The sequence below is a fragment of the Catellatospora aurea genome (assembly GCF_042663325.1).
GTDB classification, from domain to species: domain Bacteria; phylum Actinomycetota; class Actinomycetes; order Mycobacteriales; family Micromonosporaceae; genus Catellatospora; species Catellatospora aurea.
On the sequence record NZ_JBHTAC010000041.1, the window covers coordinates 37,602 to 61,983 of the forward strand.

At 72.3% G+C, this 24,382-nt stretch carries 20 protein-coding genes; 8 read left to right on the plus strand and 12 right to left on the minus strand.

The genetic code is table 11. The features are described 5' to 3' along the window. Window positions 1-112: 112 nt before the first annotated feature. Window positions 113-1,300, plus strand: coding sequence for an MFS transporter (locus tag ACFQO7_RS29215; RefSeq protein WP_376809375.1), 1,188 nt, complete (start codon window positions 113-115; stop codon window positions 1,298-1,300). 52 nt (window positions 1,301-1,352) lie between these two features. Here the strand turns inward: ACFQO7_RS29215 and ACFQO7_RS29220 are convergent, their stop codons facing one another. Further along, on the minus strand, window positions 1,353-2,558 hold the full coding sequence (locus ACFQO7_RS29220) for an ATP-grasp domain-containing protein (RefSeq protein ID WP_376809376.1): 1,206 nt from the start codon (window positions 2,556-2,558) through the stop codon (window positions 1,353-1,355). A gap of 277 nt (window positions 2,559-2,835) precedes the next feature. On the opposite strand from ACFQO7_RS29220, the gene ACFQO7_RS29225 reads away from it, so the two are divergent. Together ACFQO7_RS29225 and ACFQO7_RS29230 are read left to right on the plus strand one after the other, a co-directional pair. Then, the gene (locus ACFQO7_RS29225) at window positions 2,836-3,528 is read left to right on the plus strand and encodes a response regulator transcription factor (RefSeq protein ID WP_376809377.1); all 693 of its coding nucleotides are present in this window, start codon (window positions 2,836-2,838) and stop codon (window positions 3,526-3,528) included. Further along, on the plus strand, window positions 3,525-5,255 hold the full coding sequence (locus ACFQO7_RS29230) for a sensor histidine kinase (RefSeq protein ID WP_376809378.1): 1,731 nt from the start codon (window positions 3,525-3,527) through the stop codon (window positions 5,253-5,255). The genes ACFQO7_RS29225 and ACFQO7_RS29230 overlap by 4 nt, the downstream gene beginning before the upstream one ends. A 73-nt stretch (window positions 5,256-5,328) precedes the next feature. On the opposite strand, the gene ACFQO7_RS29235 is transcribed toward ACFQO7_RS29230, so the two are convergent. Continuing rightward, window positions 5,329-7,011, minus strand: a complete 1,683-nt coding sequence (locus tag ACFQO7_RS29235; RefSeq protein ID WP_376809379.1) for an alkaline phosphatase family protein — start codon at window positions 7,009-7,011, stop codon at window positions 5,329-5,331. Between the two features lie 283 nt (window positions 7,012-7,294). Between ACFQO7_RS29235 and ACFQO7_RS29240 the strand changes: the two genes are divergently transcribed. Next, a complete protein-coding gene (locus tag ACFQO7_RS29240; RefSeq protein ID WP_376809380.1) occupies window positions 7,295-8,851 on the plus strand; it encodes a hypothetical protein in 1,557 nt (518 codons plus the stop codon). 66 nt (window positions 8,852-8,917) lie between these two features. Here the strand turns inward: ACFQO7_RS29240 and ACFQO7_RS29245 are convergent, their stop codons facing one another. Further along, entirely contained in the window at window positions 8,918-9,889 is a 972-nt protein-coding gene (locus ACFQO7_RS29245; RefSeq protein WP_376809381.1) for a YihY/virulence factor BrkB family protein, read from the minus strand. Between the two features lie 59 nt (window positions 9,890-9,948). Then, a complete protein-coding gene (locus ACFQO7_RS29250; RefSeq protein ID WP_376809382.1) occupies window positions 9,949-11,028 on the minus strand; it encodes an AI-2E family transporter in 1,080 nt (359 codons plus the stop codon). A gap of 129 nt (window positions 11,029-11,157) precedes the next feature. Between ACFQO7_RS29250 and ACFQO7_RS29255 the strand changes: the two genes are divergently transcribed. Continuing rightward, window positions 11,158-11,955 carry a methyltransferase domain-containing protein gene (locus ACFQO7_RS29255; protein ID WP_376809383.1) on the plus strand — a complete coding sequence of 266 codons (798 nt, stop codon included), beginning with the start codon at window positions 11,158-11,160 and terminating at the stop codon, window positions 11,953-11,955. 51 nt (window positions 11,956-12,006) lie between these two features. On the opposite strand, the gene ACFQO7_RS29260 is transcribed toward ACFQO7_RS29255, so the two are convergent. The 3 genes from ACFQO7_RS29260 to ACFQO7_RS29270 all read right to left on the minus strand — a co-directional run bounded on the left by ACFQO7_RS29260 (window position 12,007) and on the right by ACFQO7_RS29270 (window position 13,943). After that, the gene (locus ACFQO7_RS29260) at window positions 12,007-12,615 is read right to left on the minus strand and encodes a DUF305 domain-containing protein (RefSeq protein WP_376809384.1); all 609 of its coding nucleotides are present in this window, start codon (window positions 12,613-12,615) and stop codon (window positions 12,007-12,009) included. A 76-nt stretch (window positions 12,616-12,691) separates the two neighbouring features. Beyond that, window positions 12,692-13,135 carry a DUF6153 family protein gene (locus tag ACFQO7_RS29265; RefSeq protein WP_376809385.1) on the minus strand — a complete coding sequence of 148 codons (444 nt, stop codon included), beginning with the start codon at window positions 13,133-13,135 and terminating at the stop codon, window positions 12,692-12,694. A gap of 61 nt (window positions 13,136-13,196) precedes the next feature. Beyond that, entirely contained in the window at window positions 13,197-13,943 is a 747-nt protein-coding gene (locus tag ACFQO7_RS29270; protein ID WP_376809386.1) for a class I SAM-dependent methyltransferase, read from the minus strand. Window positions 13,944-14,233: 290 nt separating this feature from the next. Here ACFQO7_RS29270 and argS point away from each other — a divergent pair, with 290 nt between their 5' ends. Both argS and ACFQO7_RS29280 read left to right on the plus strand, forming a co-directional pair. Next, window positions 14,234-15,955, plus strand: coding sequence for an arginine--tRNA ligase (gene argS, locus ACFQO7_RS29275; protein WP_376809387.1), 1,722 nt, complete (start codon window positions 14,234-14,236; stop codon window positions 15,953-15,955). Between the two features lie 79 nt (window positions 15,956-16,034). Continuing rightward, on the plus strand, window positions 16,035-16,247 hold the full coding sequence (locus tag ACFQO7_RS29280; protein WP_376809388.1) for a hypothetical protein: 213 nt from the start codon (window positions 16,035-16,037) through the stop codon (window positions 16,245-16,247). 17 nt (window positions 16,248-16,264) lie between these two features. On the opposite strand, the gene ACFQO7_RS29285 is transcribed toward ACFQO7_RS29280, so the two are convergent. From ACFQO7_RS29285 to ACFQO7_RS29295, 3 genes are all read right to left on the minus strand, one after another. Then, window positions 16,265-17,038, minus strand: coding sequence for a SigB/SigF/SigG family RNA polymerase sigma factor (locus tag ACFQO7_RS29285; protein ID WP_376809389.1), 774 nt, complete (start codon window positions 17,036-17,038; stop codon window positions 16,265-16,267). A gap of 208 nt (window positions 17,039-17,246) precedes the next feature. Then, a complete protein-coding gene (locus tag ACFQO7_RS29290) occupies window positions 17,247-17,966 on the minus strand; it encodes an ATP-binding protein (RefSeq protein WP_376809390.1) in 720 nt (239 codons plus the stop codon). A gap of 99 nt (window positions 17,967-18,065) precedes the next feature. Next, window positions 18,066-18,380, minus strand: a complete 315-nt coding sequence (locus ACFQO7_RS29295) for an STAS domain-containing protein (RefSeq protein WP_376809391.1) — start codon at window positions 18,378-18,380, stop codon at window positions 18,066-18,068. Between the two features lie 193 nt (window positions 18,381-18,573). On the opposite strand from ACFQO7_RS29295, the gene ACFQO7_RS29300 reads away from it, so the two are divergent. Next, the gene (locus tag ACFQO7_RS29300; protein ID WP_376809392.1) at window positions 18,574-20,871 is read left to right on the plus strand and encodes a SpoIIE family protein phosphatase; all 2,298 of its coding nucleotides are present in this window, start codon (window positions 18,574-18,576) and stop codon (window positions 20,869-20,871) included. Between the two features lie 117 nt (window positions 20,872-20,988). Here ACFQO7_RS29300 and ACFQO7_RS29305 read toward each other — a convergent pair whose 3' ends face one another. Together ACFQO7_RS29305 and ACFQO7_RS29310 are read right to left on the minus strand one after the other, a co-directional pair. Next, a complete protein-coding gene (locus ACFQO7_RS29305; RefSeq protein ID WP_376809405.1) occupies window positions 20,989-21,477 on the minus strand; it encodes a response regulator in 489 nt (162 codons plus the stop codon). Window positions 21,478-21,557: 80 nt separating this feature from the next. After that, the coding region (locus ACFQO7_RS29310) for an ATP-binding protein (protein WP_376809393.1) at window positions 21,558-24,382 on the minus strand (2,825 nt) is incomplete at its 5' end.

A 24,382-nucleotide genomic window follows, 5' to 3' on the forward strand; every position in this document is an offset into this window, starting at 1 on the left:
ATGCCTGTCAAGTCGTACACAAATTCGTCCCAGGTTTTCGGCAAAATCGGGAAGGAGTCTTAACAGTTTGGGGTTCTTGATCGACATGACAGTCGTGCCACCGGATAGTCGCATGTGGACCCGTGATTTCAGCCTCTACTTCGTCGCTCGCGCCGTCGCCCTGCTCGGCGACGGCATGCTGCCCGTCGCCGTCGCGCTGGCGGTGCGCTCGGCCGGGTACGGCGCCTCCGGCGTCGGGCTGGTGCTCGCCTCGTGGATGGTCCCGGCGATCGCCCTCATCCTGTTCGGCGGGGTGTTCGCCGACCGCTTCGGCGCCCGCCGGCTGATGATCGGCGCGGACGTGGTGCGCATGGTCACCCAGTCCGTCGTCGCCGTCGCCCTGATCACCGGGAACGCCCCGCTCGGGCTGCTGGTCACGATGTCGGCGCTGGCCGGCGCGGCCACCGCCATGTTCCAGCCCGGCGTCGCGGGCATGGTGCCGCGCGTGGCCGCCGACGTGCAGCGCGCCAACGGGGCGCTGCGGGTGGCCGACGCCGGGGCGCAGCTGCTCGGCCCCGCGCTGTCGGCGACGCTCGTCGTGCTCACCGGGCCCGGCACCGTGTACGCCATCAACGCCGCCACCTTCGCCGTCAGCGCGCTGTGCCTGCTCGCGCTACGGCTGCCCCCGGTCGTGCACGCCCCGCGGGCCGACGTCACCATCCGCCGTGATCTGCGCGAAGGCTGGCACGAGTTCCGCACCCGCAGCTGGATGTGGAGCGTGATCCTGATCTGGGTGGTGTTCGGCGTGGCGCTGTTCGGGCCGAACATCCCGCTCAGCTCCGGAGTGATCACCGATTACCTGGGCGAGAACGCGTACGGCTGGGCCATGTCGGCGATGGGCGGCGGCACCGTGCTCGGCGGCCTGCTCGCGATGCGGGTGCGCCCGGCCCGGCCGCTGGCGGCGGGCGGCCTGGCCATGTTCGGCTTCGCGCTGATCCCGCTGTCGGTGTCCGTGCACGCGCCGCTCGGGCTGCTGCTCGCGGCGCACGCGGTGGGCGGCGCGGCCTGGGCGTTCTGGTCGGTAATGTGGGCCACCAGCGTGCAGACCCAGGTGCCCGGCAACGTGCTCAACCGGGTGTCGGCCTACGAGATCGCCGGCTCGACCGCCGGCATCCCGATCGGCCAGGTGCTCGCCGCACCCGCCGCCGTGCTCATCGGCGCCGACCAGGTGCTGGGGGTGTCCGCCCTGGTCGGCGTGCTGGGCTGCGTCGTGCTGCTGGCCGTGCGCCCGGTACGCGAGCTGCGCCGCGCCACCGCCTGAGCCTCGCGCCCGCGGCCCCGCCGACCGGGGCCACGGGCGCGGCCCGGCGGCCTCACCCGTCCTGGTCTACCTTCGACTCGTCCTGCACCCACGTCACCAGGTCGCCGAAGTCCCGCTCGACGTCGGCGACGGTGTCACCCTCGATCAGCACGGTGCCCAGCCCCGCGCCGGAGGAGGTGCGCGGGTCGACCACCCGGTCGCCCGGATGGAGCCAGACGTGGGCCTCGCGTACCCCGGGCCGGGCGGCGATCTGCTCCCGGTCCGGTGCCGACACGAGCCGGCCGGCGGGCAGCGGCATCCAGCCGTGGGCGTAGCTGCCCGCCCGGCCGGGCCGCCGCATGCCGGCGGGCAGGCCCAGCACGGCCGCTGCCCACTCGTCGTGCAGGTCGACGCCGAACTTCAGCTCGGCCATCACGTCGGCCTTGCCGCCGCAGATCCGGCCGCCGCACTCACTGAAGATGAAGCCGTCCTGGTCGAGGAACGCCTCCAGGTGGAAGACCCCGTCGCTGTGGCCCAGGGCGCGCATCGCCGCTTCGGCCAGCTCCGCGCCCTGGCGGTACAGCTCGGGGTGCTCGTCGCGGTCCTGCGCCACGTACAGCATGTGCGCGCCGTCGGTCATCCGGATCAGGTTGCTCTGGTAGCGCGAGATGCCGAGGTGCCGCAGCCGCCCGCCACGCACCACGCCGTCGATGGCGTGCTCGTGGCCGGGCATGAACCGCTCCAGCAGCCACGGCCCCCGCTTGCGGGCCTCCAGCAGCCGCTCGCGGGCGAGGTCGGCGGCCTCGGGGCCGCCCAGCACGACGGTGTCGCGGGCGCCCGCGCCCGCCAGCGGCTTGAGCACGCTGGGGTAGACGGGCACCCGCAGATCGCGGATGTCGTCGACCGGCCAGGTGTCGGCGACGCGCAGGCCCGCCTGCCGGATGCGCAGCTTCTGCAGTTGCTTGTCCCGCAGGTTCATGGCCGTGGCCAGGGGCATCCAGGACCGGTCGCCGCCGATCGCGGCCGCGGTCACCATGGTGAACTCCTGCTGGCTGCACACCACGTCGAAGTCCCCGGGCCGCAGTCCCTGGCGGGCCAGGCCGGCCAGGACCGACTCGGCGCCGGCCGGGTCGGCGACCCGCACCGTCCGGTGCGGCCGCTGCCCCGGTGCCGCGTTGTCGTCGTCGCCGGGGCGCAGGGCGCAGGTGACCTCCGCGCCGAGCCGGCGCAGTGCGGCGATGGCCTTCGGACGCCAGCCGACCAGCAGCACGGAGGTCACGCCGCCACCCCGCATCCACATCCGCCGACTGCCAAGGCGTTCCCGACGATTGTGAACCTGTCCATCGAAAGGGCCTCCTCCGCTGCTGCCAACAATGCAGCGCAACGTATTCGGCCACTTATTAAGGCCTTATTAAGAGGCGATTAGTGAACGATGTTGCCCAGGTCAGAGCGTTGGCGAGACGATGTCACGCATCGTCACGCGTATCTTACTAACACGTTCTTCACACGGGCTGAGGCACAATCCGCGCAGCAATACGATGCGCAGGAGGTGACACGTGGCAGCCCGGATCCTGGTCGCCGACGACGACCCGAAGCTCGTACAGGTGCTCCGCATGTACCTGGAGCACGAAGGACACAGCGTGCTGGCGGTCGCCGACGGCCGTGCCGCGCTCGACCAGTGCCGGGCCCGCAAGCCGGACCTGGTCGTGCTCGACGTGATGATGCCCGAGGTCGACGGGCTGGACGTGTGCCACATCCTGCGCCGCGAGTCCGCCGTGCCGATCATCCTGCTCACCGCCCGCAGCACCGAGAACGACATCCTGCTCGGGCTCGACCTCGGCGCCGACGACTACATCACCAAGCCCTACAGCCCCCGCCAGCTGGTCGCGCGGGTACGCGCGCTGCTGCGCCGCTCCGCCTGCGTTCCGACCGGTGCCCGGGGACCTGTCATCGTCGGCGACCTCGTCGTGGACGCCGACAGCTTCGAGGTGCGCGTCGGCGGGCGCGCGGTGGCGCTGACCGCCAAGGAGTTCGGCATCCTGGAGGTGCTCGCGGCCGAACCGGGGCGCGCCTTCACCCGCGCGCAGATCATCGACCGCGCCTTCGGCTTCGACCAGGACGTCCTGGAACGCACCGTCGACGTGCACGTCGTCAACCTGCGCCGCAAGATCGAGCAGGATCCGGGCGAACCCCGGTACGTGCAGACCGTCTACGGGCGCGGCTACCGCATGCCGCAGCCGGGCGCATGACCTTCCGGACCAGGGTGTTCGCCCTGGTGGCCCTCGTCGTGCTGGTCGCCACGGGGGCCAGCACCTACCTCACGTTCATCCTCGCCGAGAACGCGGTGACCGCCTCGGCGCAGGCCCAGCAGCAGGTCATGCGGCAGATCGCCGAGGAAATCACCCAGTACGGCCGCAACCACGGCACCTGGGAAGGCGTCGCCGAGGTGGTGGCCGGCATCGCGCACCGGACCGGACGGCGCATCCGGCTCGACACCCAGGACGGGACGGTCGGCATCGTCGACACCGCGGTGCTCGAAGGCGGGCCGGTGACCCCGATGACGAAACTGACCATCCCGATCGACGCCCGCGCACAGCTCGACCTGCCGGCGGTGCCGGGCAAGGAGCGGGAGACCACGCTGCTGGCGATCGAGCAGTACCGCAAGGAGATCCGCTTCGCCGCCTGCCTCTCCCGTGCGGGCATGCAGCCGCAGGCCGTCACGGGCCAGTACGGGCTCCCGATCTTCACCAACCTCACCGCGCCGGCCGACATGGTCGACGATTGCCGGGCGGTCGCGCCCAGCCTCGCGCACTCGATCGACCGCGACAAGGAGGAGGTCGGCCGCTGCTTCGACACGCCCGGCGAGGGGCCCGCCGTCCCCGGCTCCCGCCCGGCCGCCACCCCGGCCACGGCGCCCGACCGGGCGCAGCACCTGCGGACCTGCCTGCGCGAGGTCTTCCTCACCCGCATCTCCATCGTCGGGCCGGAGCCGCTGCGGCTGGCCGTCAGCTCCGAGGACGGCATCGACACCACCCCGATCATCCTGGCCTTCAGCGTGGTCGCCGTACCCATCGTGCTCGGCTCTCTGCTGCTGAGCCGCCACGTGCTGCGCCCCATCCAGCGCCTGACGGTCGCCACCCGACGCTTCGGTGAAGGCTCCCTGGACCAGCGCGTCAGCGTCGACGGCGGCGACGAGCTGGCGCAGCTCGCCGCCACGTTCAACGGGATGGCCGATTCGGTGCAGCGCGCCGAGGAGCAGCAACGGCGGATGATCGCCGACATCGCCCACGAGCTGCGCACCCCGCTGGCGAACGTGCGCGCCTACCTGGAGGCGCTGGAGGACGGACTGGTCAGCGCCGACGCGACGCTGTTCGGCTCGCTGCACGAGGAGACCATGCTCCAGCAGCGGATCATCGACGACCTGCAGACCCTGGCCCTGGCCGAGGCGGGGGCGCTGGAGTACCACCGGTCCGCGGTCGACATCGGCGAACTGCTGGACAGCTGCCGGTCGGCCCACCAGCCGGCCGCCGCGGCCGTCGCCGTCGATCTCGCGGTGACCGCCGAGCCCGCGCTGCTCGTGCACGCCGACGCGGGCCGGCTCCGGCAGGCGGTCGGCAACCTGGTCACCAACGCGGTCCGGCACTCCCCGGCGGGCGCGACGGTCACGCTGTCCGCGCTGCGGCTCGGGCACACGGTGCAGATACGGGTCACCGACCGCGGTTGCGGCATCCCCGCCGAGGACCAGGCCCGCGTGTTCCACCGCTTCTGGCGCGCCGACCGCGCGCGCACCCGGGCCACCGGCGGCAGCGGCCTGGGGCTGACCATCGCCCGGCAGATCACCGCCGACCACGGCGGCACGATCGCCCTGGTCAGCGAGCCCGGCCAAGGCACCACCTTCACCGTCTCCCTACCCGCCACCTCCTCCCCCGCCCGCCCAGGCGAAGGAAGGGCACCTTCACCACGGACGTCCGTGTAGAAGGTGCCCTTCCCATCCGCCCTGGCGGCGCGCCGCGCCCCGCTGCGGGGATGCGGTGCGTGGCGGCGGCCGGTCAGCGGTGTTCGGCCGGGCCGAAGGCGGTCAGGAAACGGTCGCGGAAGGCGTCCATCCGCCACACCGGCGCGGACGGGTCCGGTCGGAGCCCGTCCTGCCAGCCCCAGGCCGATGTGCGGTCCATGACGGCGCGGTCGCGGGCGAGGATCGTGATCGGCACGTCGCGGTTGGTGTCCGGCCCGATGACCTCGGGGCCGGGCTGGTGGTCGCCGAGGAAGACCAGCACGAGATCGTCGCCGCCGTAGGTCTCGACGTAGGAGATCAGCGTGCGCAGCGAGTAGCCGATCGCGTCCCGGTAGGCGGCACGCGCTCCGGCGTCGGGGGCCTGTGCCGCGGCCGTGAAAACGCTGCCGTCGCCGACGTCGTTCCAGGTCCGCAGCTCGGGGATGGGTTTCCACGGGGAGTGGCTGGAGATGAGCGGGATGGCCGCCATGACCGGCGTGCCCGTGCGTTCGCGCTGCTGGAAGAGCGACAGCGTGTACTGGTCCGGGACGACCGAGTAGCCGAAGGCCGGGCCCCGGTAGCCGAGGTCGGGGCGGGTGTACAGCCGGTCGTAGCCGTAGAGCGCCGCGCCTTCCGGCCACGGTTCGGTCGTGGCGGGCATGAGGGAGGTCGTACGCCAGCCGGCCCGCCCGAACGCGGCAGGCAGGGTGAACCGGTCGCTGTTCAGGAACGCCTGGTAACGCTGCTGATTGTTGATCCACAGCCCGGACAGCAGGGTGGACTGGGCCAGCCAGCTCCCACCGCTGGTGGTGGGCGAGGTGAGCCAGGCGCTGCGTGTGGTGTACCCGGACGCGCGCAGCCGGCCCGCCGCGTCGTCGAGCAGCGCGGCCGTCGGCACGGCCAGATCCGGCTGGTCGAGGGCGACCCGCCCGTAGCTCTCGATGAACGCGATCACGACGTCCTTGCCGCGCAGCGCGGGCAGCAGGTCCGCACCGGGCAGGTAGCGGAAGGCGTCGGTGGCGATCAGTCCGGCGAACGTCTGCGCGTCCTGCACCCCGGCCTGGGCCTGGCGCACCCGCTCGTAGAGGTCCCGGGAGGCGACCGGCACGCCGGGCACGATCTGCACGCCCGCGGCCCCGGCGACCAGTCCCGCGATGGCGAGCACGCTCACCGTGGCCGCCGCGGCACGACGCCGCCGGGCCGCGACCGCGGCCAGCCGTCCGAACGAGACCGCCATGACCGCGAGCACGACGACGGCGATCAGCACGGCGGCCGCCACCGCCGCGTTCGCGGTGAGGTCACCCGCCGACTGCCGCAGGTAGTCCGCGGCCGCGGCGAGGAACGGCCCGTCGGCCAGCGGCTCGAAAGGGCGGTCGAGGAAGTACGAGAAACCGAGACCGACCAGCTTCAGGATGCCCAGCACGCCGAGCACGGCCCCGACGAGCAGCGCGACGGCGCGCCTGGCCCGGACCGGAGTCACGATCACGATGAGCACGCCGAGCAGGCCGTCCACCGGGATGCGCAGGAACGCCGCGGGGTCCGTGAGCCGGCCGGCCTCGCCGGGCGCGACGAGCAGCAGCAACACGGCCAGACCGGCCACCGCGGTCGTCGCGCGCGTGAGGGCGCCGCGCGCTCGGCCCCGGACCGGGCTGCCCGCGGCGCGGTCGCCCTCGTCCGCCACGCCGCCGGGAATGTCGGCGGACCGCGTGGCCTGCGGCCAGAGGTGTCTGAAACGCAACTCGGGTCCTCGGATCTCGGCGGGTTCCGGTATCGCGGCGACGGGCCGGGGTGCGCCGGCGTCGTGGCGGGTCGGGGTACCGATCACCGTAGTCACTGCGGACGGGGTATGTCAGCGTCGGCCGCCGCCGCGCATCCCGGCCACCGGGTCCGCGGATCCAATCCGGTCAATCGGGCAGAGTTGACAGCAACCGGCCGGACTGGTTTCATCTGCTGATTGTTTGGTCAGCCGGGCGCGTTCGCACGTGCTTGCTCGGTGGCCGGTCAATTCGGGGGAGGAATTCTTGACGGGGAGCGGCGCTCGCCTCGGTTCACCGCGCCTTTCTCGCCTCGACCGGTACACCGCCGCGGCAGTGCTCGCCGGGGCGCTCGGGGTCGGCTGGCGGATCTGGCTCACGGCCCACTCGACACCGAACACCAACAGCGACGAGGCGACCATGGGACTCGCCGCGCTGCACATCGGTGAGGGTAGGGAGCTGCCGATCTACTTCTACGGCCAGCACTACATGGGCACCGTCGAGGCATACCTGGCGGCTCCGCTCGTGGCGCTGACCGGGCCCTCGGTCACCGCGCTGCGGATACCGAACATCCTGCTTTTCGCGTCCTTTCTGGCGCTGATGTTCGTGCTGGTGCGCCGGTTGTTCTCGCCCGGTCTGGCCGCCGTGACCGTGGGACTGCTCGCGCTGGGCTCCGACCGCGTGGTGAAGAACCAGTTGATCGCCGGCGGGGGCTATCCGGAATCCGCACCGATGGTGGCGGGGCTGCTGCTGCTCACGTACGGGCTGATGACGCGTCGGCTGACCTCGGCGTACGCGTACGCCGGCTGGGGGCTGACGTTCGGGCTGATCGTCTGGAATCACTGGCTGCCGGCCCCTTACCTGGTCGGAGCGCTCGCGGCGCTGCTGGCCGCCCGGGTGCTGACCCGGCGGCTGGGCGCGGTGGTGCTCGCCGGCAGCCTGGTCGGAGCGCTGCCGCTGGTGATCGACAATCTCACCTCAAGCTTCGAGAACAACTCCGTCGCCGTGTTCCTCGGGCTGAACGGCGCGGGCAGCGGAGCGTCGCTGTTCGAGCGCCTCGTCGGCGGAGCCTGGTTCGGCCTGCCGATGGGCATGGGCCTGTGCGCGCCGAGCCGCTGCGAGGGCTGGTCGCTGTGGTGGGGGCCGGTCGTGGTGGCGCTGCTGGTCGCGGCGGTCGTCCTGGCCGTACGCGGGCTGCGGCGGCTGCGCCGCACCGGCGACGACGCAGACGCGGACGAGCGGGCCCGGGAGATGCTGCGGCTCGTGCTCGCCGCGGGCGGGCTGCTCAGCCTCCTGAGCTACGTGCGCAGCCCGGCGGCGGCCGACACCCCGATCGAGAGCGCCCGCTACCTGGCGCTGCTGGGGATCGCGCTGCCCGCGGCGCTGTGGCCGCTGTGGCGCGTCGTCCGGGCCCGGACGGCGTGGGCCGTGCCCGCGGCGCTGCCCGTCTGCGCGCTCGCGCTCACCATGCTCGCGGCGTCGGTCGCCCTGGCCAGGCAGTCCCCCGGTTACGAGTCGGCGGGCCGGGGTCAGCAGGAGGTCGTGGCGGCCCTGGCCGAGTCGGGCTATACGTACGTGCACGGCGAGTACTGGACGTGCAACTGGATCAGCTACCTCAGCGCGCAGCAGACCGTCTGCGGAGTGGTCGACGACCGGCTCGACCGGGGCTTCAACCGGTACGAGTCCTTCTGGAGGGCCCAGGCGCAGGCGGTGGTGGCACCCGCCGGCTCCGCCCTGGACACCGAACTGGCCCGCCGTATGCCCACCACCACCCCCACCCTGGTCGGCGGCTACCGCATCTACCCCACGCCCACCGCACCGTAGCCACCACGAAAACCCAGCCCCCCACCGATCCGGTGTTGGCAAGGTGCCCTTCCGCTACGGAATCCGTTAAGAAGGTGCCCTTCCTTGCTCTGGGTCGGGTGGGTCGCGGAGTTCGAGGTAGGGCTCCTGGTCGAGGGGATGGCCTTCGGCGAGGGCGCGGGCGCGGTGCAGTTCGGCGTCGAATTCGGCGCCGAGCAGCAGGGCGGCGTTGCTGATCCAGAGCCAGATGAGGAAGACGATGATGCCGGCCAGGCTGCCGTAGATCTTGTTGTAGGAGCCGAAGTTCGCCGCGTACAGCGCGAAGCCGGCCGAGGCGGCCAGCCAGATGAGCACGGCGAGCACGCTGCCGGGCGAGATCCAGCGCCAGCCGCCCTGCCGGGCGTTGGGCGACGCCCAGTACAGCAACGCGAAGATCAGCGCGATCACGATGATGACCAGGGGCCATTTCGCGATGTCCCAGACGCGTACGACGCCGGAGCCCAGGTGCAGGAACTCACCGGCGCGAGCGGCGACGGGTCCGGTGAAGACCAGCGCGACGGCGACGACGGCGATCGCGAGGGCGCACACGATGGTGACGCCGAGCCGGATCGGCAGCGTCTTCCACATGGGCCTGCCCTCGGGCACGTCGTAGATGGCGTTGCTGGCGCGCATGAACCCCGACACGTAGGCGGAGGCCGACCACAGGGCGAGCAGGACACCGAGCACGGCGACCAGGCCGGCCGTGGCACCGCGGCCGCGCTGCAGTTCGGTCAGGGCGTTGTCGAGCACGTCCCGCACGGCGCCGGGCGCGTACGCCCCGACCTCGGCCGAGGCGCGCCGGGCGGTGTCCGCGCCGGTCAGACCGAGCAGCGCGACGAGCACCAGGATGCCCGGGAACAGCGACATCACCGCGCGGTAGGTCAGCGCGGCGGCCCAGTCGCTCAGGTTGTCCTGCTGGTACTCCTTGACGGTGCGCTTGAGCACGCCCCACCAGTCCCGGCGGGTGAACTCCGTCGGACCCTGCGGGACCTGCCGGGCGGCTGACGGCTGTGCGGGCATGTCGTTCTCCTGCGGTGTCGGCGCCGATCGCCGCGGCCGGACGCGCCACGTCGATCGCATCACGGGTGCGTACCCCGATGGCCGCGCTTCGAATCGTCGGCGGGCTCGGGCGGGTGCTCGGGTGGCAGGGGTCTGCGCAGCTCGACCAGCACCGTCTTGACGGTGGCGGCGATCGGGATGGCCATGAGCGCGCCGACCAGGCCGAGCAGTCCCGCGCCGAGCAGGCTGGCCAGCAGCACCGCGAGCGCCGGCATGTCCAGGCTCTGCTTCATCACCTTCGGCACGATCACGTAGTTCTCGATCTGCTGGTAGATCAGCAGCCAGATCACGATGCCGATCGCGGCGGGCCACAGCCCGGAGGTGATCGCCGCGACCAGCCCGCAGACCGCCGTGCCCAGGGTCGCGCCGACCAGCGGGATCAGGTCGGTCACCGCGACGATCAGGGCGAGCGGCAGCGCGAACGGGATGCCCAGCACGAGCAGGCCCACGTACGCGACGACGCCGGCGATCAGCGAGATCAGCAGGTTGCCGATCATGTACGAGCCGACCTTGTCGACGACCACGTCGACGATGCGGCGGGTGCGCTCGCGCTGCCGGTCGGGGGCCATCAGCTGGACGCGGCGGCGCAGGCGCGGCATGTCGGCGAGGAAGTACAGCGACAGCACGAGCACGGTCAGCGCGGCGGCGAGCACGCCGAGGAAGGTGCGGAACAGGCTGAGCAGGCTCGTGCCGACGCGTTCGGGGATGGTGGCGGCCAGCTCGTTGAGCCGGTCGCCGAGCCCGTAGCGGGCGCTGAGTTCGCGGAAGGCCCGTGAGCGGTCGTCGAGTTCCTGGATCCGGCCGGGCAGGTCGGCGGTGAGCTGCCCGGCCTGGCGTGCCAGTGGCGGACCGATCCCGAGCAGCAGCAGGGCGAGCAGGAGCAGCAGGGCGAGCAGGATGACGGTGACGGCGTAGGGGCGGTGGACGTGGTGGCGTACCAGCCAGCGGACGGCCGGGTCGAGGCTGACGGCGACGAACAGCGACACGAGGACCAGCACGATGATCCCGCGCACGGACCAGACGGCGGCCAGGACCGCGACCACCAGCGCGACCCCGCACGAGGCGGCGACCGCCCAGCGGAAGACATCGGCGGCGCTCATTCGATGCCCGTTCATCACCGAACATACGTTCCCGGAGCTGCCGCTCCCTCAAACATATTCATGATATGGGATTGTTCTCCCATATAACAGGATGTGATCTCTAGACTCTCCTGGTAGGAGGGATCGACCATGACGACGTACACGCACGGACATCACGAGACGGTGCTGGTGTCGCACCGCTGGCGCACCGCGGCCAACTCCGCCGCGTACCTGCTCCCCCACCTGCGGCCGGGCCGCACGGTCCTGGACGTGGGCTGCGGGCCGGGCACCATCACCGCCGACCTGGCCGATGCGGTCGCCCCGGCACGGCTCACCGCGCTGGAGCTGACCGAGGACGCCCTCGGGCTGGCCCGCGCCGAGATCGCCGCCCGCGGCACCGCCAACGTCGACTTCCTGGTCGCCGACGTGCAGGCCCTCGACCTGCCCGACGGCTCGTTCGACGTGGTCCACGCCCACCAGGTGCTGCAGCACCTGGCCGACCCGGTCGGCGCGCTGCGGGAGATGGGCCGGGTGTGCCGGCCCGGCGGGGTGGTGGCCGCGCGCGACGGCGACTACGCCGCGTTCACCTGGTATCCGCTGATCCCGGCGCTCGACGAGTGGCTGGCGCTGTACCGCCGGATCGCCCGGGGCAACGGCGGCGAGCCCGACGCCGGGCGGCGGCTGCACTCCTGGGCACGGGCGGCGGGGTTCACCGACGTCACCGCGACCGCGAGCGTCTGGTGCTACGCCTCCCCCGAGGAGCGCGCCTGGTGGGGCGGCATGTGGGCGGAGCGGGTCGTGCACTCGGCGCTGGCGGGGCAGGCCGTCGCGCAGGGCCTGGCGACCGAGGCCGACCTGCGGCGGATGGCCGACGGCTGGCGGGAGTGGGTGGCGGCCGAGGACGGCTGGTTCCTGGTCCCGCACGGCGAGGTCATCTGCCACGTATGACGGCGCCGGACGCCTGGGTGGCGCGGTCGCGCCGCGCCACCCAGGCCCGGTTCACAGCCGCGCGAGCAGTGCCTTCATCGTGGCGATCTCGGCCTGCTGGGCCGTGATGATCTGCTGTGCCAGCTCCTTGGCCGCAGCATTCGCGCCGTTGGCGATCTCCTGCTGCGCCATCATGATCGCGCCCTCGTGATGGGCGATCATGAGTTCGCTGAACATCCGGTCGAACTCCCGCCCCGACGCGGCCTCCAGCGCCGCGAGCTGGGCGTCGCTCATCATGCCGGGCATGCCCTGGTGCCCGCTCTCGTGGCCGGGCATCGCCGTCGGCCGCTGCCAGGTCTGCAGCCAGCCGGTCATCGTGGCGATCTCCGGGTCCTGGGCTGCCCTGATCTGCTCGGCCAGCGCCTTGACCTCGGCGTCGGCCGCGCGGGTGGGCGCGAGCTGCGCCATGCGCACCGCCTGCTGGTGGTGCGGGATCATCGCCTGGGCGAAGGCCGCGTCGGCGTCGTTGTACGCGCCGATGGACGAACTCGCGGTCGCGCCGGGCGTCGCGCCGGAGCCGTGGTCCATGCCGGAGTGGCCGGAACCGCAGCCGGCCAGGACGAGTGCGGTGACGGCGGCGGCCCCCACCAGGGCAGCGCGCAGCGTGGTGTTCCTGAACATGATCGAATCGACCTCTCGGTGTCGGAAGAAGGATGTACGGCAGGACCTGCCGCGCCGTTGCGCGGCACCGCGGGTCCTAGTGCCGCATCACCGACACCGTGGCCAGGGTCAGGCCGAGTCCGGCCACGGGCGGGCCGCGCGAGGCGACGGCCGCGCGCAGGCGAGAAAGGCCCGCGGGAGTACGCCGGCGCACGACGCCCACCAGCCAGAACAACAGCAGCAGCACGCCGAGGGCGGTCAGCACCGCCACGCACACGTCCCACCAGTCCATGCCGGCGGTGTGACGGGCGGGCGGCACGAGCAGCCGGGCGCAGTGACCGTCCGGGCAGCCGCCGCCGCGGGCCTCGCCGGCCTGCGCAGCCATGGCGGTGGTGGTCCCGTGTGCGGGCATCGGCGTCATCGCGGCGTGGGCTGCCGTGCCGTGCCCGAGGGTGTGCATGGCGGCGAGGCCGACCAGGGTGGCGAGCAGCAACAGCACCCGGGCCGTCCGGCCCGGTCGGGCCGTGCACAGCCGCCGCATGCCGTCACCGTATCCGATCGCCCGCGGCCACGCGCACACTCCGCCGGACTGCCCGGCGCGCTCAGGCGGGGCGGTGGGCGACGAAGCAGTCGCGGGGAGTGCGGTCCTCGGTGGTCTGCTCGACGACGAGTTCGGCGGTGAACCCGGCCTCGGTGAGCAGCTTCAGCCACACCTCGCGGGCGAACAGCCCGGTCCGGTGCGTCTCGTGCACGGCGCGCACGCTGCCGTCGGCTTCACGCAGCAGGAACGCGTACTCGGTGACCGTCCAGGTGTCGGCGGGGTCGGGGTCCCAGGACCATGCCAGGAAACGCACGCCGCGCCCGTCCGGGCCGTCGACGCCGCCGTGGTCGGCGCCGGGTTCCCAGGTCTGCGTGGTCTCGTCGGGCAGCAGCACGGCGACGCCGCCGGGGCGGCAGTGGGCGTACGCGGTCGCGATCGCCTGCCGCAGATCGTCCTCGCCGGTCATGTAGGACACCGCGTCGTGCACGAACACCGCGTCGAAGGCGCGGCCCAGCCGCAGTGTGCGCATGTCGCCCAGGTGGTGCTCGCAGTCCGGGTTCAGCCGCCGCGACACGTCGAGCATCTCGGGTGACAGGTCCGACAGCGTCATGGTGAACCGCTCGCGCAGGTGTGCGGCGTTGTGCCCGCCGCCGCTGCCCAGCTCCAGCACCTCGCGCACCGGGATCGACGCCGAGGCCAGCAGCGGCGCCACGAACGCCATCTCCTCGGCGTACTCCTCGACCGGCGAGATCAGCGACCACCACCGCGCCAGCTCCCCGTAGAACCGGTACTGCGTGTCGTCGGTCATGGCGCCATGTTAGGAAGGTGCCCTTGCGCTACGCATACCGTTAACAAGGTGCCCTTCCTTCCTGCGGTAGGGTGGGCGGCGTGTTCCCTGCTGAGATGCGCGCCGGCCGCTGCGGCCGTGTTGTCGTGCGCCGGCCGGGCCGCGTCGTCGTGATCGTGCGACGACGAATCGTGGCAGCTCGCTGACGCGTCTCCGCGTACGGCACTGCCCTTCTCCGCATCCCTGGTCTGCCCGGCGCGACGCTGCCCCGGCACGCCCCTGCCCGTTTCCCGCGAGAGAGCTGAGTTCACGTGACTGATCTGGAGAGTCTGCTCAACGACCGGTTGGCGGCCGCGTTCGCGGCGGTCGCGGGCGAGCCGGTGGACCCGGTGGTACGCCGCTCGCAGCACGCCGACTTCCAGGCCGACGGCGCGCTGCCGCTGGCCCGGCGGCTCGGCCGCGCCCCGCGCGACATCGCCGCCGACGCCCTCGGCCGCGCCGACCTGGCCGACCTGGTCGCCACCGCGGAGATCTCCGGACCGGGGTTCATCAACCTGAAGGTGCGCGACGACGCGCTGGCGGGACTGGTCGGCGCGATGAGCGGCGACGAACGGCTCGGTGTGCCGACCGCCGCCGCCCCGGAGACCGTGATCATCGACTACTCCGCGCCGAACGTGGCCAAGGAGATGCACGTCGGCCACCTGCGCTCCACCGTGATCGGCGACGCCGCCGCCCGCACCCTGGACTGGCTGGGCCACGACATCCGGCGCGCCAACCACGTCGGCGACTGGGGCACCCCGTTCGGCATGCTCATCGAGCACCTGCTCGACCTGGGCGAGACCGAGGCCGCGCACGAGCTGTCGGTCGGCGACCTCAACGGCTTCTACCGCGCGGCACGAGTCAAGTTCGACGCCGACCCGGCGTTCGCCGAACGCTCCCGGCTGCGGGTGGTGGCGCTGCAGTCCGGCGACGCGACGACGCTGCGGCTGTGGCGGCTGCTGGTCGACGAGAGCGAGAAGTACTTCCTCGCCGTGTACGACAAGCTCGGCGTCACCCTGACCGCCGAGCACTTCTTCGGCGAGTCGTACTACAACGACCTGCTCGCCCCCGTCGTCGACGCCCTCGACGGCCTGGGCCTGCTGCGCGAGAGCGACGGGGCGCTGTGCGTGTTCCCGCACGGCTTCACCGGCCGCGACGGCGAACCCATGCCGATCATCGTGCGCAAACGCGACGGCGGCTACGGCTACGGCGCGACCGACCTGGCCGCGATCCGGCACCGCACCCAGGACCTGAAGGCCACCCGGCTGCTGTACGTCGTCGGCTCGCCGCAGCATCAGCACCTGGAGATGGTGTACCAGTCCGCGCGCGAAGCCGGCTGGCTGGCCGCACCCGCCCGCGCCGAGCACATCGGCTTCGGCCAGGTGCTGGGCGCCGACGGCAAGAAGCTCGCCTCCCGGGCCGGCGACACCGTCAAGCTCGTGGACCTGCTCGACGAGGCGGTTGCCCGGGCCGCGGCCATCGTGGCGGAGAAGAACCCGGAGCTGGACGCCGACACCCGCGCCGAGGTCGCGCGCATGGTCGGCATCGGCGCGATCAAGTACGTCGACCTGTCCAGCGACCGGATCAAGGACTACAGCTTCAACTGGGACCGCATGCTGTCGTTCTCCGGCGACACCGGCGCGTACCTGCAGTACACCCACGCCCGGATCAACTCGATCTTCCGCCGGGGCGCGGTGAGCCCCGACCGCGCCGCCGCGGTGGTGCTCGGCTCCCCCGCCGAGCGGGCGCTGGCGATGGAGCTGCTGGGCTTCGCCGCGGTCGTCGCCGACGCCGCCGACACGCTGCAGTTCCACCGGCTGACCGGCTACCTGCAGAACCTGGCCGGGGCGTACACCGCGTTCTACGACAACTGCCCGGTCCTCAAGGCAGAGGGCGCGGTGCGGGAGAGCCGGCTGCTGCTGTGCGACCTGACCGCCCGGGTCATCGCGCAGGGCCTGGCCCTGCTCGGCATCGAGGCCCCCGAGCGCATGTGAGCCCGCGCCCGGTCCGTGCCGCCCCGGCGCGGCACGGACCGAAGTGTGAGCCTGGCCGCGGCCGGGTAATCGAGCTCTCATGAGCGAACCGAGATTCACCCCGCCCGCCGAGGACTTCGAACCGCCGCCCGAGCGGGAGCCGCTGCCCGAGCCCGCCGGGGGCGACCTGCCCGCGGCCGAGCCCGACCTGCCCCCGGAAGGGATGGACGACCTGGGCACCGCCGCCGGTGAGGGCATCGAGGACCGCCTCGAGCGCGAGCTGCCCGACGTCGCGGGCGAGCCCCCGGACTGAAGCGGTCCTCGGGTCCGTCATCCGGCGTCGGCGGTGGTCAGCTCCTCCCGCAGGGCCTGGAAGGCACGGGCCAGCAGGCGGGACACGTGCATCTGGGAGACACCGACCTGATCGGCGATCTCCGACTGGGTGAGGTTGTCCACGAACCGCATCCGCAGGATGCGCTGGTCGCGCTCGGGCAGGGTGTCGATCGCCTGGCGCAGCGCCTCCCGTTCGGGCAGCGCCTCCAGGGTGTCGTCGTTCTCGCCCAGCAGATCCTGCAGTTCGCCGTCGCCGTCGTCACCGGTGGCGGGCGCGTTGAGGGAGCTGGCGGTGTACGCCGCGGCGCACTGCATGCCGCGCAGCACCTCCTGCTCGCTGACGCCCAGGTGCACGGCGACGTCCTCGGCGCTCGGCGTGCGCTGCAGGGACTGGCTGAGTTCCGGGATCGCCCGGCACACCGCCAGGTGCAGCTCCTGCAGGGACCGCTGCACGTGCAGGGTCCAGGTCCGGTCCCGGAAGTAGCGTTTGATCTCGCCCAGCATCGTCGGCATGACGTAGTTGGCGAACGGCACGCCGCGGTCCGGTTCGAACCGGTCCACGGCCTTGATCAGGCCGATCGTGGCCACCTGGACGAGGTCCTCGACGTCCTCACCCCGGTTGCGGAAACGCATCGCCAGGCGGCGCGCCACCGGCGCGCACCCGCAGATGATCTCGTCACGCAGCCTGCCCCGGCCGGTGTCGCCGTCGGGCAGCCGGTGCAGCAGCAGCAAAGCGTCCTCGAACTTCGCCAGCACGTCGACGGCGCTCACGGCGGACTTCGGGGACGAAACAGTAGCGGTTCGCATCTTTTTGTACCTGCCATCGCCTGCACGCGTCACCCGTGCACCGCACGAGCCGGCAGGCTTTTCCTGGCGGGTTCCGGCACCCTGCTGCTAGAGCGCCGTTACGCGGCCCGGTCACCCCGGCCACGCTGCCGTTGCCCACGGCAGGCTTCCCACTATACGCCCGGGGCCGCCCTCAGGACGCTTCGGCGCGCCGCGGTTCGGCCACCGACGCCAGCGCCCACACGACCTTTCCGCCACTGGTCAACAGGCTTCCCCAATCGGTGGCCATCGCTGAAACCAGCTCCAGGCCGGCCCCGCGGTCCTCCGGGCCGGGCTCGTGCGGCAGCCGCGGATCGCCGTCGCGGACCGCCACGATCACCCCGTCACCCGCCTGGCGCAGCGTCAGCTCCATGTCGGTGCGCGCGTGCGTGACCACGTTCGCGGCCAGCTCGGAGGCGAGCAGCTGGGCGAGCTGCCCCAGCCGCGGCAGCCCGAACGCCGCGCAGGCGCGCTGTGCGAGATCGCGGGCGCGGGCACAGCTGGCGGGGGTGGGTGGCAGCGTCACCGAGCGGCGCGGGCTGACCGGCAGGGCCTCGGCGGCCTTCTCGGCCAGGCCGGCGTCGTCGTAGACGGCCAGGCCCGGATGCGCCACCGGCACCGGGCACGGCGGCGCGGCGACCATGATCGGGATGCCGGGCCAGCGGGTCGCGCTGACCGCGGCACGGTGCAGCCAGGGCACGAGCCGCTCGTCGGCACACCGCGTGTCGGCGAGGTCGAGCACGACGGCCTCCGGCTGCGCGGCCAGGCAGTCGGCCAGCGTCACCCCGGCCTGGATGAGCGTGTCCTGGTCGAGCGTGCCGGCCATCGCGACGACCGCGAAGGGCTGCTCCCGCCGCACGTGGCACACCAGCATGGACATACTCCTCACGTGCCCCTCCGGCACGGCGGCCAAGCCTGCGCGGGCGAGAAAAGTCGAAAACGTCTGCGTGGGTCCCGCGGCGCGGGCGCGGCTTCAGGCGGGCGGGGCCAGCAGTTTCCCGACCCCGGTCACGTCGAGCACCTTGGCGACCCACTGCCGGGCACCCGTCACGTAGAACCGGTGGCCGAGTTCGTTGGCCGAACGGTACGCGTCGAACAACGCCCGCACCCCGGTGGAGTCGAGGAAGCCCACACCCTGCAGGTCGACCACCACCTCGGGGGACTGCTTGACCGCGTCGCACAGGTCGTCGCGCAGGCTGCCCGCGGTCATCAGGTCGATCTCGCCGCGGACCTTGACCACGATGCGGTCCGCGTCCACGACCCGTTCGACACCGAAACCCCGGTCCATCCTGCTCCCTCCGCCACCTGAACAGTTCCATTAACGCACGCCCAGCCCGGTTCGCACACCCGCCGTCCCCGCGGTCCCGCTCCTGCCGGACAATGCTGGGATCACCGTTTCGGCGCGAATCGCGATGGGCAGAGTACGAATCATGGCACGGCAAGGCGAACCTCGGCCCGCAGAGGCAGACTGGGTCTCCCGCGTGCAGCGCCTGGAGGCCGAACTCGCCGGCCTGCGCCGGGCGATGCGCACCCGCGGCCTCATCGAACAGGCGAAGGGCCTGCTCGCCGAGCGGTTCAGCTGCGACCCGGAGACCGCGTTCGGCCGCCTGTCGGCCATGTCACAGCAGCGCAACATCAGCGTCGTCGACCTGGCCGCCGACCTCGTCGGCGCGACCGTGCCCGACACCGCCGAAGCCCAGGACCCGACCCCGCCCGCCGCTCCGGCGCTGGACCTGCCCGGCCACAGCCCGGCCGAGCTGCGCACCGTCGTCGGCCTGGACGACGACCCGGACCGCCGTCTGCCCCAGGCCCAGGCGCGAGTGCTGCGCAAATGCCTGGCCGCGCTCGACGCCGCCCACGACTTCGCGGCCCTGGCCGACGCACTGGTCACCATCGGGCTCGGCGACCAGCCCGGCGCCGCCGCCGCGCTGTTCTCCACCGAGACCGACGGCTCGGTGCGCCTGATCGCCAGCCACGGCTGGCCCGCGCAGGTCGCCAGCGAGTGGCAGCGCTCCCCCAGCTCCCTGAACACCACCGTCGGCGCCGCGGTGCGCACCGGGCGGCCCCTGCTGCTCGACGGCCTGCAGCCACACGACTTCGTGCTCATCGGCCCCGGCCCGGCCCGTGCCGTCTACCCGCTGGCCGTCGGCGACCACGTCGTCGGCGTGCTGTCGCTGGTCTGGGGCGAGCCCCGCGAGTTCACCGCCACCGACCTGGCCTTCCTGGACCGGCTCGCCGCCGGGACCGGCCGGGCGGTACGCCGGCTATGGCCCACCGCCGGCACCAGGGCCGCCTCCCTGCCGGTATGGCTCACCGGCGCCCTCGACGTCATGGGCGGCCTCGGCCACCTGCTCACCCCGGTCCGCGACGAGCACGGCACGGTCACCGACTTCGTCATCGCCGCCGCCGGGCCCGCGGTGCGCGCCTCCGACGGCGACACCGTCGGCCGCCTGCTGCTCGACGTCTACCCGCGGCTGCGCGTCAACGGCGTCTTCGACGCCTACGTCGAACTGCTCACCGACGACGTGCCCTTCGCCCGGCAGGCCGTCGTCGAGGACGCCCTCGTCAACGGCCGGCCCCGGCGCGTCATCCTCAACCGCCGCGCCGCCCGCGTCGGCGACGCGCTGCTGGCCTCCTGGGAACGCATCGACGCCACCGTCAGCAACGACGCCCGGATGGCGCGGCTGGAGACGCTCAGCCGCTCCGGCTGGGCAGAATGGGACCTGCAGGCCGGCGACGCGGTCTGGTCCCCCGGCCTGTACCCGCTGGTCGGCCGCGACCCGGCACACGGCCCGACGACCTTGGACAAGTTCGGCTCATTCTTCGCCGCCGCCGACCGCGGCCTGCTGCGTGAACTGCTCGCCGGGCTCGCCCAGGGCCGCCCCGACCTGGCCCTGCTGCGGCTGAACTCCGCCCGCGGCGTGGTGCCGGTGCGGGTGTTCGCCGAAGCCGACCTCGCCGGCGACGACATCCGGCTGATCCGGCTGGTGCTGCACGACGTCAGCGAGCAGCACGCCGCCGAGGACCGCTGGACGCGCAGCGAGACCGTGTCGGCGGCCCGGCAGATCCAGCTGGCCGCCGAGCAGTCGCTGACCGCCAACCTCACCCGGCTGCTCTACCCCGGCCGCGACCTGGTGCTGCAGACGACCGACGCGGAGGTCACCGGCCGCCACTACGCCGCCACCGCGCCGCGCACGCAGCTGCGCGGCGACTTCTGCGACGCCGAACGGCTCGACGACGGCTCGCTGCTGTTCGTCATCGGCGACGCGTTCGGCACCGGCCTGGTCGCCGCGGCCGCGGTGGTGCGGCTGCGGTTCCCGGTGGTGACCCTCGGCGCGGCCGGCACCGCGCCCGCCGAGATCCTGCGCATCGTCAACGGCGCGCTGATGGGCGCGCCCGACGGGCCGCTGGCCAGCCTGCTCATCGGGCACTACCAGCCCGCGGACCGGACGCTGCGCTGGGCGTCGGCGGGCCACCTGCAGCCGCTGCTGGTCCGCGACGGCACCGCCACCGTCGTCGACGATCCGGCCGGGCCGCTGCTGGGCCTGCTCGACGGGCAGCGGTTCGACACCCACACGCTGCGCCTGGAGCCCGGCGACAGCTTCGTGTCGTTCACCGACGGGGTGCTGCACAAGCGCAAACGCGACCCGCTGGCCGAGTTCGCGACCCGGGTCGCGGGCGCGTACCGCAAGGACGGCACCGCGGGCCTATGGCAGCTCACCCCGCCCGAACGCGACGACGAGGCGTGCCTGATCGCCCTGGAAATCTCCGCCGCCTGACCCGCTCCGCCTGCCCCCCACCTGTGCCGCAACTCTTAAAGAGTCGCGGCATCAGGTCTGCGGACGACCGCGACTCTTTAAGAGTTGCGGCAGTTTGGGGGGCCGGGGCGCCGCCGGTCAGCGGGCGCGGCGGGTGAGCGGCTCGGGGTCGTGGGGTAGGGCGGCGCGCAGCGCCTCGCGGGCCCGTTCGACGTTGTCGAGGCCGGGATCCTCCAGCAGCCGTACCGCGTCCTGGGCGGCGCCCGACAGCCGGGCCCACTGCTGCGCCTGCTGACGCAGCTGCTGCGTCTTGACCCACAGGTCGACGAAGATCGCCACCTTCGCCCGCAGCACCCACGGGTCGAACGGCTTGGTGAGGTAGTCGACCGCGCCCGCGGCGTACCCGCGCAGCGCCAGGCGGGCGTCGCGGTCGGCCGCGGTCAGGAAGATGATCGGGATGTGCCGGGTGCGTTCCCGGCGCTTGATGTGCCCCGCGGTCTCGAACCCGTCCAGGCCCGGCATCTGCGCGTCCATCAGGATCACCGCGAAGTCGTCGACCAGCAGCCGCTTGAGCGCCGCCTCGCCGCTGGCGACCGCGACCGGCTCCACCGGCAGCCCCTGCAGCATCGCCTCCAGCGCGATCAGATTGTCCTGCCGGTCGTCGACCAGGAGCACCTTCGCCGTCAGAAACCCCGCCTCCAATTCGCTCACGCCTTCTCCCCCTGCCCGATCCAGCGCGCCATCAAACGCAGCAGTTCGTCGAGGTCGACCGGCTTGGTGATGTAGTCGCTGGCGCCCGCGCCCAGGGCCGCCTCCCGGTCGCCCGGCATCGCCTTGGCGGTCAGGAACACCACCGGCAGCGCCGTCAGGTGCGGGTTGCGGCGGATGATCCGGGTCGTCTCGTAGCCGTCCTGCTCGGGCATCATGGCGTCCATCAGCACGATGTCGATGTCCGGGTGTTCGGCCAGCAGCTGGATGCCGTCGTTGCCGTTGTCGGCGTACAGGACCTGCATCCCGTGGTGCTCCAGGGCGCTGGCCAAGGCGAAGACGTTGCGCACGTCGTCGTCGACGATGAGCACGCGGGATCCGTCCAGGGTGGACGACACCTCGTCGCCGAGCGCGTCGGTGGCAGGTCGGCTGATGATGGGCCGGGACACCGGCGTGGCGTAGTGCGCCTGCGCCGTCGGGCTCACCGGCACCGCCCCGACCGGCGCGCCCACCCCGGCGTGCACCGGCACCAGCGGCATCGTCGGCGCGGTCGTCGGGCCGGTCAGCATGCCGGGCAGGTACAGCGTGAACGTCGAACCCTGCCCCGGCGCGGAGGTGACGGTGATGGTGCCGCCGAGCAGCCGCGCCAGTTCCCGGCTGATCGACAGGCCCAGGCCGGTGCCGCCGTACTTGCGGCTGGTCGTCCCGTCGGCCTGCTGAAACTCGTCGAAGATCAACGCCAGTTTGCTGGCCGAGATGCCGATCCCGGTGTCGTGCACCGCGAACATCACCACCTCACCCGACTGGCTCAGCGACGGCTCCTCGAACACCAGGTCGGCCGGCGCGGGCCCGATCTCCAGGTGCACGGTGCCCGAGTCGGTGAACTTGACCGCGTTCGACAGCAGGTTGCGCAGGATCTGCTGCAGCCGCTGCGCGTCGGTGATCATCCCGGCGGGCAGCTGCCCGGACAGGGTCAGCTCCAGCTCCAGGCGCTTCTCCTCGGTCTGCGGCCGGAACGCCTGCTCCACGTAGTCGCAGATGTCCTGGAAGCGCACCTCGCCCGGCTCGACGTCCATGCGCCCGGCCTCGATCTTCGACAGGTCCAGGATGTCGTCGATCAGCGCCAGCAGGTCCGACCCGGCACTGTGGATGGTCCGCGCGAAGTCGATCTGCTTCGGGGTGAGGTTGGCCTCCGGGTTGTCGGCCAGCAGCCGCGACAGCAGCAGCAGCGAGTTCAGCGGCGTACGCAGCTCGTGGCTCATGTTCGCCAGGAACTCCGACTTGTACTGCGAAGCCGCCGACAGCTGCCGCGCCTTGTCCTCCAGACCGAGCCGCGCCAGCTCGATCTCCCGATTCTTGATCTCGATGTTGCGGTTCTGCTCCGACAGCTGGGCCGCCTTCTCCTCCAGCTCGTTGTTGGTGCGCTGCAGCTCCACCGAGCGGTCGCGCAGCTCCTGCGCCAGCCGCTGCGACTGGGCCAGCAGTTCCTCGGTGCGCCGGTTGGCCAGGATCGTGTTCAGCGCGATGCCCAGCGTGCCCGCGAGCCGGTCCAGGAAGTCCAGGTGCAGCTCGGAGAACGGGGTGACACTGCCGAACTCGATGACGCCCAGCGCCTCGCCCTCGAACACGATCGGCACCAGGATCAGGTCGGAGACCTTGGTGTCGGCTATGCCAGAACGCACCGTCATCTTGGTGCGCCCCGCCCCGACCCGGATGGTGCGGCGATCCACGGCCGCCTGGCCGACCAGCCCCTCACCGGCGGCGTAGTGCGCCGAGCTGCCGCCGCCCGCGTACCCGTAGGCGGCCGCCAGCTGCAGCCGCACGTCCTCGCCGTCGGGCTCGGACAGGAAGAACGCGCCGATCTGCGCCTCGATCAGCGGCGTCACGTCCGACATGATCATGCGGGAGACCTGCTCCAGGTCCCGCTGGCCCTGCAGCAGCTCACCGGCGCGGGCCAGGTTCGAGTCCAGCCAGCCCTGCTCGGCGTTCTTCTTCGTCGTGTCGCGCAGCGTCACGATCATCTGGTTGATGTTGTCCTTCAGCTCGGCCACCTCGCCCTGCGCCTCGACGGAGATGCGCTGGGTCATGTCGCCGCGGGTCACCGCCGTCGACACCTGGGCGATGGCCCGCAGCTGCGTGGTCAGCGTCGAGGCGAGCTGGTTGACGTTCTCGGTCAGGTGCCGCCAGGTCCCCGACACGCCGCGCACCTGCGCCTGACCGCCGAGCTTGCCCTCCGAACCCACCTCACGCGCGACACGCGTCACCTCGTCGGCGAACGACGACAGCTGGTCCACCATCGTGTTGACCGTGCTCTTCAGCTCCAGGATCTCGCCGTGCGCGTCGACGGTGATCTTCTGCGACAGGTCGCCCTTGGCCACAGCCGTGGTGACCTGCGCGATGTTGCGGACCTGGCCGGTCAGGTTCGACGCCATGAAGTTCACGTTGTCGGTCAGGTCGCGCCAGGTGCCGGCGACTGCGGGCACCTGCGCCTGACCGCCGAGCTTGCCCTCCGAACCCACCTCACGCGCGACACGCGTCACCTCGTCGGCGAACGCGGACAGCTGGTCGACCATCGTGTTGACGACGTCCTTGAGCTCCAGGATCTCGCCCTGCGCCGCCACCGCGATCTTCTGCGACAGGTCACCGCGCGCCACCGCCGTCGCGACCTGGGCGATGTTGCGGACCTGCGCGGTCAGGTTCGACGCCATGACGTTGACGTTGTCGGTCAGGTCGCGCCAGGTGCCCGACACGCCGCGCACCTGCGCCTGGCCGCCGAGCTTGCCCTCCGAACCCACCTCACGCGCGACACGCGTCACCTCGTCGG